The sequence below is a fragment of the Cryobacterium aureum genome (assembly GCF_002954245.1).
GTDB lineage: Bacteria > Actinomycetota > Actinomycetes > Actinomycetales > Microbacteriaceae > Cryobacterium > Cryobacterium aureum.
On sequence record NZ_PPTG01000045.1, the window covers coordinates 102,116 to 112,013 of the forward strand.

Consider the following 9,898-nt stretch of genomic DNA (forward strand, 5'->3'; position numbering starts at 1 on the left):
CCTGTTGGGTCGTTCCGAAGAAAGAATCAGCTCAGCACGTGTCCATTTCGTGACCCGGCGTGGAGCGTACTCACAGGTTGAAACCGTGGCCCGGGCGTCTTCCGTGCCCCCGGGTCAGCGGTCCTTGGTAGGTTAGCGGAGTGACTTTTGTGCCGCCCCACCCTGAACGTGACGACGAGTCTGCCGCGAACCGCGCAGCCGAATCGACGGCACCGCTCGCCGCTACGCCGTTGGCTAGCAAACCCGCCGTGCGTAAGCCAGCGGTGCGTAAGCCAGCGGTGCGTAAGCCAGCGGTGCGCACGACGGCGAGCACCACGGCCGCTGTCGCGAAGCCAAGTGCCGTGAAGTCGACTGCCGCCAAGTCTGCCGCCAAGTCTGCGGCGGCCAAGCCGGATGCTGTAACGCCGGCTACCGGCGCGCGTAAGCCAGCAGTGCGCAAACCAGCAGTGCGCAAGCCGACCGTTAGTACGTCGACGATGCCGAAGAAACCGACGACGCCGAAATCCCCGGCGGTCGCCGGGTTGGCCAGGCTGGCCGAACAGACGCTCGCCGAGAACTCCACCGACGAAACCACGCGGCCCTACGTGACCCGCGACGCGCTCGTCACGATCGAAACGGGAGCGTCGCTGGCCACGCCGGTTGTACCTCTGCCGGAACCGATCAGCGATCCTGCCGTGCAGACAACACCGCCGCCGTCCACTCCCAGCACCCCAGCTGAGCCAGCCGTGAAGTCCGTCAGCTCCACAGACGCGAAGTCGAACGCGAAGCTGCCGGCGAAGCCGATCGCACCGCTGGCCGCATCGCTGGCCGAAAGGCCAGCGACGAAGCCAGCCGTGCAGCCCGCAGCCGATGTGACCTCGATCGCGCAAGCCCCGATCGTCATTGAAGCCGTCGGACTCGTGAAGAGGTTCGGTCACAACGTCGCGGTCTCCGATCTCGCCCTCAGCGTTCGAGCTGGTTCGTTCTATGGCATCGTCGGGCCGAACGGGGCCGGAAAGACCACGACCCTGTCGATGATCACCGGGCTGCTGCGGCCGACCGCCGGAAAAGTTCTGGTTCACGGTATCGACGTCTGGGCTCGGCCCAACGAGGCCAAGCGTGTGATGGGCGTTCTGCCCGACCGACTTCGCCTCTTTGACCGCCTGACCGGCGCACAACTCCTCTATTACGCTGGCACCCTGCGCGGCCTCGACAACGACACCGTGCGCGCCCGCTCGGCAGATCTCGCGGCGGCGTTCGGCCTCGAGGACGCCCTCAACCGTCTGGTCGCTGACTATTCCGCCGGAATGACCAAGAAGATCGCCCTGGCCTGCGCCATGATCCACTCCCCGCGCGTGCTCGTGCTCGACGAGCCGTTCGAGTCGGTCGACCCGGTTTCCGCGGTTAACGTCACCGAGATATTGCAGAAGTACGTGGCTGCCGGGGGAACCGTCGTGCTGTCCAGCCACGGCATGGATCTGATCCAGCGCGTCTGCGATCACGTTGCCATCATCGTGCAGGGCCGCGTCCTGGCGGCGGGAACCGTCGACGAGGTGCGCGGACAGAAGACGCTGGAAAATCGGTTCGTCGAACTCGCCGGCGGGCGCAAGGTCGCGGAGGGCATGGAATGGTTGCACAATTTTTCGGACTGAAGCTCCGGCTCCTCGCCAATCTGTTCCGTCGTAGTCCCTGGCAGGTCGTCGGCCTCGTCGTCGGACTGCTCTACGGCCTCGGCGTCGCCATCACAATTCTCGTCGCCCTGATCACCCTGCGATTCGTTGGGGACCTCGAACTCATTCGTGATTCACTCACCGTGGCCGGATCGGCCGTGGCACTGGGCTTTCTGGTCATCCCGATTGTGGTTGGCATCGACGACAGCATGGACCCCCGCAAGTTTGCGTTCCTCGGAATTCCCAACCGTTCGTTGTCGCTCGGACTGGCCGGCTCGGCGCTGATCGGCGTTCCGGCGCTCACTCTGACGATCGTGCTGCTCGGCACCGTTTTCACCTGGTCGCGCGGCATCGGGCAGACCGTGCTCGCTCTGGTATCGGCCGCGCTGATCCTCGCGACCTGCATTCTGCTGTCGCGGGTGAGCGCCTCCCTTGCCGCCTTCCTCCTGTCAACCAGACGCTCGCGGGAGTTCACCGGCATGATCGGTGTCGTCGTGCTGGTGCTGATATCTCCACTCGTTGTGGTGCTGCTCAGCACGGATTGGGGCCGTCATGGCCGTGGCCTGCTTGCCACCTTGGCCACGATTCTGGGCTGGACGCCGCTCGGCGCAGCGTGGGCTGCCCCCGGGGATGCCTCCACCGGTGCCTGGGGCGCCGCGATCCTCAAACTGCTCATTGCCGCGGTCTCTGCCTACACCCTATGGCTGATCTGGCAGCTTGTCGTGGCGCGCATGCTGGTATCGCCTGGTCGTGAGGCTGCGGCGAAGCAGTACTCCGGGCTGGGCTGGTTCGACCGCCTTCCGCACAGTTCCGTTGGTGCTATCGCCGCACGCACCTTCACGTATTGGGCGCGCGACTCGCGGTACTGGGTGTCGCTGATCATGATTCCGATCGTTCCGATCATCGCGATCGTGCCACTGAGCATCGTCGGCGTGCCGCTGCACTACCTCGCCCTTGTGCCGGTGCCTCTCATGTGCATTTTTCTCGGATGGACCATGCACAACGACGTTGCCTACGACAACACAGCCATCTGGCTGCACGTGGCTTCAGGAACGCGCGGCGTCGCCGACCGCCTCGGCCGGCTCGCTCCCGCGCTGGCCGTGGGCATCCCGCTCATTGGTATTGGCTCGGCCATCAGTGTTTCGTTCTACGGGGACTGGTCGGTGTTGCCGTCTATGTTGGGCGTGAGTACGTGCATCCTCTTGGCCGGTTTGGGCTTCTCCAGCTATACCTCCACCCGGTTTCCCTACCCGGTGACCAAACCCGGTGACAGCCCATTCGCCCAGCCGCAGGCCTCAGAAACCGCCTCGGCGCTGGTGCAGTCGCTGACCTTCACCGGTTCGATCGTGGTGGCGCTGCCCGCGCTCATCTTCGCCTACCTCGGAATCTTCGAGGATCCGGCCTGGCACCTGCGCGCTCTCGGCGCCGGCCTCGGCCTTGGCATCGTGGCCGTGGTCGTGGGAATTTGGGCCGGCTCTCGTGCCTTCGACCGGCGCGGTCCGGAGATGCTCGCCTCAGCCCAGCGCGCCTGACCTGCTGACTGTTTAGACTGTTCCCATGACTGAAATTCGTGCGAGCATTGCAGAACCCGGCCAGCCCGGCGGCGGAACGTCCACGCTCGACCGTGAACTCGAAGAACTCCTGAACCAGGAGCAGATCGAGCCGGGCGATCACGAACGCTTTTCGCACTATGTGCCCAAAGACAAGATTCTCGAATCGGCCATTTCGGGCAAGCCGGTCAAGGCCCTGTGCGGCAAGAAATGGCTGCCGGGGCGCGACCCGGAGAAGTTTCCGGTCTGCCCAACCTGTAAGGCCATCTACGAGAAGATGAAGGCCAAGTAGCATTTTTGGCCGCAGCTAGCGGTACGAGGTTGGGATGATGGCTTCGCCGCGCCCCAATCGAAAAGCCTCGATCGGCAGTTCCTGCATAACGGATGCGTTGTGCGCGCGGGCGCGCAGCGTCCCGGATGCTCCCAGATAACGTTCGCAGACGGTACCATCCTGGATCAGCGGAACCAGCAGCGCCCGCTCCAGGCCGCTGCCGGAGTCGGACGGGCCGCCGGGGCCGTCGCCGAGCAGCACGATTTCTTCCTGGGCGGTACCCGCGGCATCCACTCGGCGCAGTGCGCTCTTGCGGCCACCGATGGAGAGTTTCGCGGTCGACGTTTTCGCGACGGAGACCCAGTCATCGCCGTGGCCCTTGTGGGCGACGAGCTTGTAGACGAGGCCGGCGGCCGGTTCGCCCGACCCGGTGACGACCGAGGTGCCAACCCCGAAGGCGTCGACCGGACTGGCCGACAGGGCCGCGATAGCGAACTCGTCGAGGTCGCTCGTGACCGTGATCTTGGTATTCACCGCGCCGAGGGCGTCGAGCTGAGCGCGTGCCGCGGCAACGACGGTGGGCAGGTCACCAGAGTCGATGCGAATCGAGCCGAGCTCGGGCCCGGCGATCTTGACCGCCAGGGCGATTCCAGCCGGTACGTCGTAGGTGTCAACGAGCAGCGTGGTGGCGGAACCGAAGGCATCCACTTGCGCCTGGAACGCTTCTTCCTCGCTGTCGTGCAGCAAAATGAACGAGTGGGCGGCGGTGCCCATGGTCGGCAGGCCCCACTGGCGGCCGGCTTCGAGGTTGCTGGTCGACGCGAAGCCGGCGATGAAGGCGGCGCGGGCGGCGGCGACCGCGGAGTGCTCGTTGGTGCGACGGGATCCCATCTCGGCGATCGGGCGGCCGAGACTCACCGAGACCATGCGCGCGGCGGCGCTGGCAACGGAGATGTCGTAGTTGAGCACACTGAGGATGAGGGTCTCCAGAATGACGCCCTCGGCGAAGGTGCTCTCCACCAGTAGCAGGGGCGATCCGGGAAAGTAGGCTTCACCCTCCTGGTAGCCCCAGACGTTGCCGCTGAAGGAATAGTCGGCCAGGTAGTCGAGGGTGGGAGTGCGTACGACCGAGTTCTGGGCGAGCCAAGTCAGTTCCTCGGTCTCGAAGCGAAAGTCGCGAATCAGCTCGAGCAGGCGGCCGGTACCGGCGACGATGCCGTAGCGGCGACCGGCGGGCAGGCGGCGGGCGAAGGCCTCGAACATGCACGCACGATCGGCGGTGCCGCTCTGGATGGCGGCATCCACCATGGTGAGCTCGTACCGATCGGTGCGCAGTGCTGGTGTGCGGTCGGCTGGACCACGGTGTGCTGGAGCGGGGGACGGGGTCACCCGGCACAGCTTATCCGCTTGGCGGGCTAGGCTTGATCACCGTGACGGATGCACCGATTGGTATTTTCGATTCCGGAGTCGGCGGCCTGACCGTCGCCCGGGCTATCAAGGACCAGTTGCCGGGCGAATCCATTCTCTATATCGGGGACACGGCGCATTCGCCATACGGGCCGAAGAAGATCGCCGACGTGCGTGGTTTTGCCCTCGACGTGCTCGACGATCTCGTGGCGCAAGACGTGAAACTGCTCGTGATCGCGTGCAATACGGCGTCGGCAGCGATGCTCCGGGATGCTCGCGAACGCTACAGCGTGCCCGTGATCGAGGTCATCCAACCCGCAGTGCGCCGCGCCGTCGCGACCACTCGAAACCACCGAGTGGGGGTCATCGGCACCCTCGGCACCGTCAACTCACGCGCCTACAACGATGCCTTCGCCGCCGCGCCCCAGATCACCCTGTTCAGCCAGGCCTGCCCGCGGTTCGTCGAGTTCGTCGAAGCCGGAGTCACGACCGGTGACGAGGTTCTCGCCGTCGCCGAGGAATACCTCGCGCCGCTCCGCGCAGCTGGGGTCGACACCCTCGTGCTCGGCTGCACCCACTATCCCTTTCTGCGCGGCGCCATCTCGTACGTGATGGGGGAGGGCGTCACCCTGGTCTCGAGCGACACCGAAACGGCCAATGACGTGTATCGGGTGCTGGTGAGTCAGGGCCTGGAACGCTCACACACCAGTCCACCCAGCTACCGTTACGAGGCCACCGGCGACAGTGCCGAGGACTTTCTGGCTCTCGCCCATCGCCTGATCGGACCGGAGGTCAGCCGCGTCGACCTGATCGAGACCGGCACCCTCAACCTCGCAGAGCTGGCAGCAGCCACGCGCCTGCCCGCACAGTCCCCACAGCACCCGAACCAGTAGGAGTACACCGTGACCGAGACCCTGCGCGCCGACGGGCGCACCAACGACGAACTGCGCTCGATCGCGATCGAGCGTGGCTGGAGCGACCAGGCCGAAGGCTCGGCTTTGATCTCCTACGGCCGCACCAAGGTGCTCTGCACGGCGTCGTTCACCAACGGCGTTCCGCGCTGGATGAGCGGCAAGGGTAAGGGCTGGGTCACCGCCGAGTACTCGATGCTGCCGCGCTCGACCAACAGCCGCATGGATCGCGAATCGGTCAAGGGCAAGATCGGCGGTCGCACCCACGAGATCAGCCGCCTGATCGGCCGCAGCCTGCGCGCGGTCGTTGACATGAAGGCGCTCGGCGAGAACACCCTCGTGCTCGACTGCGACGTGCTGCAGGCCGACGGCGGCACCCGAACCGCGGCCATCACCGGTGCTTACGTAGCCCTCGCCGACGCCCTCGAGTGGGGACGCACGAAGAAGTTCATCTCCCAGAAGGCGCAGCCCCTCATTGACAGCGTCTCGGCCGTGTCCGTCGGCATCATCGGCGGGGTTCCGATGCTCGACCTCGCCTATACCGAAGACGTGCGGGCCGACACCGACATGAACGTCGTCGTCACCGGGCGCGGCAAGTTCGTCGAGGTGCAGGGCACAGCCGAAGCTGCACCGTTCGACCGCAGCGAGCTCGACACGCTGCTCGACCTCGCTCTGAAGGGCGCCGTCACCCTGACCGAATTCCAGACCGGCGCACTGGCCAGCGGTTCGGGGCGCTGAGCGGTGCAGATCGTTCTGGCCACTCACAACGCCCACAAGGTCGAGGAGTTGCGGCGCATTCTCGCCTCGCAGCTTCCCGGTATCGAGGTGCTGGCCTATGACGGCCCCGAACCGGTCGAGGACGGCATCAGCTTCACCGAAAACGCCCTGATCAAGGCTCGCGCCGCAGCCGCGTACACCGGACTTCCGGCGATCGCCGACGACTCTGGCATCTGCGTCGATATTCTCGGCGGAGCACCCGGAATCTTTTCGGCGCGCTGGTCTGGGCCGGCCAAGGACGCCGGCGAGAACCTGCGCCTGCTCCTCTGGCAGCTCAGCGACGTTCCCGAGGAGCACCGCGACGCCCATTTCACCTGTGTGGCAGCCCTTGCCCTGCCCGACGGTACCGAGCGGGCCGTGACCGGCCAATGGCCGGGTCAGCTTCTGTTCGAACCGGCCGGTGCCAACGGGTTCGGCTACGACCCGATCTTTCTGCCCGAGGGGTATGCCATTTCGGCCGCCGAGCTGTCGGCCCACGTGAAGAACCAGGTCAGCCATCGGGCGATCGCCTTCGAGGGCCTCGTTCCGGTGCTGCGCGAGGTGCTCGGCCAGCCCTAGGGAGCTGAGAACGGCATTCATTCCCAACTAGGCGTGCGGCTGGCAAGCAGGCCCGCCCGGCCCTAATCTTGAGCCATGGGCCACGATCACGCGCACGGCACCAGCTCGAACCGGAGGCGACTGACCCTCGCCATCGGCATCGTGGCATCCGTGCTGCTGCTCGAAGTGATCGGTGCCGCTCTGACCGGATCGCTCGCGCTGCTGGCCGACGCTGGGCACATGCTCTCCGACCTGTTCGGGCTCATTGTCGCACTGACCGCAACCGTGGTCGCTGCGCGCCCGGCGACTGACCGGGCCACCTTCGGCTTTCAACGGGCCGAGGTGTTCGGCGCGCTGATCAACGGCCTGATTCTGCTCGCTGTGGCCGGCGCCGTTTCGGTCGCCGCGATCGCCCGCCTCATTAGTCCGAGCGACAGCGCTGTGTTGCCCACCCCCATGCTCATCGTCGCCATCATCGGTCTGGCAGCGAACATCGCCGGAATAATGCTGCTTCGCCCCGCAGTCGCTGGGTCGATCAACATGCGCGGCGCCTACCTCGAGGTGCTCGGGGACGCGCTCGGGTCGGTCGCCGTGATCGTCGCGGCCATCGTCATCCTCGTGACCGGTTTTACCGGGGCGGATGCCGTCGCCTCGCTGGTCATCGCCGCCATGATCGTGCCGCGCGCCTGTGTGCTGCTGCGTGACGTCGTGCGCGTGTTCGGCCAATCCACGCCGGCCGATACCGATATTTCCGAGATTCGGCGCCATCTGCTCGGCACTGCCGGCGTGGTCGCCGTGCACGACGTGCATGTCTGGGCCATCACGAGCGGAGCCCACGTCTTCACCGCACACATCGTCGTGGAGGCGGCCGTACTCGCTCACGGCACCGACGCTCTGCTCGATGAGCTGTCCGGATGCCTCAGTACACACTTCGACGTCGCGCACTCGACGTTTCAACTGGAACCGGCCGAGCACGCCGAGCACGAAGACCACCAGCACCGCTGAATTGTTTGAACGCTGAGCCGATCGGTGCCGATCAGCTCTCGTGGCGCCCGTTGTGGTTGGTCTTGAACGTCTCGGGGTTGAGGAGGTGGCTGCCCGTGGCGGTGCTGGGCTGGCCGCGCAACCGGCGGGCCTTCACGACGGACAGCACGTAGTGGTACACCGTGGGAATGAGGGTGACGACCACCGCGCCGAGCAAGATCAGGTCGATGTACTTCGTGACGAATTCGGCCACCGGCGGAATGTAGCCCAGGAAGTACCCGCCGAAGGTGAGGCCGGCACCCCAGAGCAGTGCGCCGATCAGGTTGTACAGGGTGTATTTGCGGTATTCCATGTGGCCGACACCGGCGGCGACCGGCGCGAAGGTGCGCACGATCGGCACGAACCGCGCGACGATGACGGCGACGCCGCCGAAGCGCACGAAGAACGCATTCGTGCGGTCGACATTCTTGATGCTGAACAGCCCGGATTCCTTGCGCTCGAAGACGCGCGGACCGAACTTATGCCCGATCAGGTAGCCGACCTCGCCGCCGAGAAAGGCCGCGAAGCCGATCGCCAGCGCCACCCACCAGATGTCGATTCGGATGACTCCGGCGGCGGGGAAGGCGAGCAGGCCGGTGATGACCAGCAGGGTATCGCCCGGCAGCAGAAACCCGACGAGGAGGCCGGTCTCGGCGAAGACGATCGCGCAGACGACGAGCAGGGCCCAGGGACCGGCCGACTCAATGATGTTTGTCGGGTCGAGCCAGGGAATCAGTGCGGTGTGAATCACGCGGGAACTCCTGTCGGCGGGGGGCAGACGTTCGGGTAACGACGGCGGGTGCCGAGTCACAGGGTATCGCCTAATGGTGAGAGAATGCCCGGCCGCCAACCCCTGAAACAGGGGATGGTTCAGCCGATTGGGGGGCTGGTCTCGAGGTCTCGGGCTGCGGCATCCGCTGTGCGCTGGGCGCGGTCGATTCGCCAGGTGCGATACCCGACCACGATCGAGGCCGTGATGAGAACGCCCGCGATAATGTACGCCGCACTCTTGACGCCGGGGATCGTCGCCGCGTAATACCCGGTGAGGGTGAGGCCGACGCCCCAGGACAGCGCTCCGAGCAGATTGCTAGTGAGAAATTTGTAGTAATTCATACGACCGACTCCGGCGACCACGGGAACGAAGACCCGAGCCCACGGCATGAATCGGGCAATGACCACCGACCACCAGCCGAACTTGCGGTAAAAGGATTCGGTTTTGACGATCGCGGTCTGGGTGCGCCGGCCGCCGTGACGTTCCAGATAGCCGCGCCCGTAGTGACGTCCGAGCAGAAAACCCACCTGGTCGCCGAGGAACGCTGCGATGCCCGTGCCGATGACCAGGATCACGATGTTAATGTTGCCCGTGGAGGCGGCCACGAGGCCGGATCCGAACAATAGCGAATCGCCGGTGATGAATGGAATGAACACGCCCAAAAAGAGTGCTGTTCCGGCGAAGACCAAGCCCCAAATTAGCAGGTAGAAAAGAACGGCGCCCGTATGGGAGAGTACGTCGTTCAACGTGCTGTCGAGTGCTGAAATGTGGACCATGTGCGGGAGAGGGGACTTGAACCCCCACGCTCGAAAGCACAGGAACCTAAATCCTGCGTGTCTGCCAATTCCACCACTCCCGCGGGTGTGTTCCTAGTCTAGATGAGTGAGTCCTAATCGGTTGGTAGCACGCCAACCGCTCAGTCCGATCGGACTTTTCCCGCGTGGGCGCTGTTAATCGAAGGCGGAGGGTGTTAAACCCAGTGTGTGAAAACAGACCTCAAC

The 9,898-nt window shown here is 65.2% G+C and carries 10 protein-coding genes and 1 tRNA gene; 7 read left to right on the plus strand and 4 right to left on the minus strand.

The features are described 5' to 3' along the window. Positions 1-833 precede the first annotated feature (833 nt). From CJ028_RS15885 to CJ028_RS15895, 3 genes are read left to right on the plus strand one after another with little or no spacing between them, the layout of a single operon-like run. Entirely contained in the window at positions 834-1,631 is a 798-nt protein-coding gene (locus CJ028_RS15885) for an ABC transporter ATP-binding protein (RefSeq protein ID WP_439099054.1), read from the plus strand. After that, positions 1,607-3,181: a hypothetical protein gene (locus tag CJ028_RS15890; protein ID WP_105036187.1), complete on the plus strand. Its 1,575-nt coding sequence runs from the start codon at positions 1,607-1,609 to the stop codon at positions 3,179-3,181. The genes CJ028_RS15885 and CJ028_RS15890 overlap by 25 nt, the downstream gene beginning before the upstream one ends. Positions 3,182-3,206: 25 nt before the next feature. After that, a complete protein-coding gene (locus CJ028_RS15895; RefSeq protein ID WP_092341477.1) occupies positions 3,207-3,491 on the plus strand; it encodes a DUF3039 domain-containing protein in 285 nt (94 codons plus the stop codon). A 15-nt stretch (positions 3,492-3,506) separates the two neighbouring features. Here CJ028_RS15895 and CJ028_RS15900 read toward each other — a convergent pair whose 3' ends face one another. Continuing rightward, the gene (locus tag CJ028_RS15900; RefSeq protein WP_276309395.1) at positions 3,507-4,859 is read right to left on the minus strand and encodes a nicotinate phosphoribosyltransferase; all 1,353 of its coding nucleotides are present in this window, start codon (positions 4,857-4,859) and stop codon (positions 3,507-3,509) included. A 41-nt stretch (positions 4,860-4,900) separates the two neighbouring features. On the opposite strand from CJ028_RS15900, the gene murI reads away from it, so the two are divergent. The 4 genes from murI to CJ028_RS15920 all read left to right on the plus strand — a co-directional run bounded on the left by murI (position 4,901) and on the right by CJ028_RS15920 (position 8,107). Continuing rightward, positions 4,901-5,770 (plus strand): glutamate racemase, encoded by an 870-nt coding sequence (gene murI, locus CJ028_RS15905; RefSeq protein WP_105036207.1) that lies wholly within the window; start codon positions 4,901-4,903, stop codon positions 5,768-5,770. Between the two features lie 9 nt (positions 5,771-5,779). Continuing rightward, a complete protein-coding gene (gene rph / locus CJ028_RS15910) occupies positions 5,780-6,526 on the plus strand; it encodes a ribonuclease PH (protein WP_105036188.1) in 747 nt (248 codons plus the stop codon). Positions 6,527-6,529: 3 nt separating this feature from the next. Continuing rightward, positions 6,530-7,123 carry an RdgB/HAM1 family non-canonical purine NTP pyrophosphatase gene (rdgB, locus tag CJ028_RS15915; protein WP_105036189.1) on the plus strand — a complete coding sequence of 198 codons (594 nt, stop codon included), beginning with the start codon at positions 6,530-6,532 and terminating at the stop codon, positions 7,121-7,123. Between the two features lie 75 nt (positions 7,124-7,198). Continuing rightward, positions 7,199-8,107, plus strand: a complete 909-nt coding sequence (locus tag CJ028_RS15920; protein WP_105036190.1) for a cation diffusion facilitator family transporter — start codon at positions 7,199-7,201, stop codon at positions 8,105-8,107. A gap of 31 nt (positions 8,108-8,138) precedes the next feature. On the opposite strand, the gene CJ028_RS15925 is transcribed toward CJ028_RS15920, so the two are convergent. The 3 genes from CJ028_RS15925 to CJ028_RS15935 all read right to left on the minus strand — a co-directional run bounded on the left by CJ028_RS15925 (position 8,139) and on the right by CJ028_RS15935 (position 9,756). Continuing rightward, a complete protein-coding gene (locus CJ028_RS15925; protein ID WP_205684070.1) occupies positions 8,139-8,873 on the minus strand; it encodes a DedA family protein in 735 nt (244 codons plus the stop codon). 122 nt (positions 8,874-8,995) lie between these two features. Beyond that, positions 8,996-9,673 (minus strand): DedA family protein, encoded by a 678-nt coding sequence (locus CJ028_RS15930; RefSeq protein ID WP_105036192.1) that lies wholly within the window; start codon positions 9,671-9,673, stop codon positions 8,996-8,998. A 1-nt stretch (position 9,674) separates the two neighbouring features. Beyond that, positions 9,675-9,756: transfer RNA gene (locus tag CJ028_RS15935), tRNA-Leu, on the minus strand. Positions 9,757-9,898 lie beyond the last annotated feature (142 nt).

Bases quoted from the DNA above. Each gene is read 5' to 3' on its own strand.
- CJ028_RS15890 (WP_105036187.1), top strand. From the start codon at position 1,607: ATGGTTGCACAATTTTTCGGACTGAAGCTCCGGCTCCTCGCCAATCTG.
- CJ028_RS15895 (WP_092341477.1), top strand. From the start codon at position 3,207: ATGACTGAAATTCGTGCGAGCATTGCAGAACCCGGCCAGCCCGGCGGC.
- CJ028_RS15920 (WP_105036190.1), top strand. From the start codon at position 7,199: ATGGGCCACGATCACGCGCACGGCACCAGCTCGAACCGGAGGCGACTG.
- CJ028_RS15930 (WP_105036192.1), bottom strand. From the start codon at position 9,673: ATGGTCCACATTTCAGCACTCGACAGCACGTTGAACGACGTACTCTCC.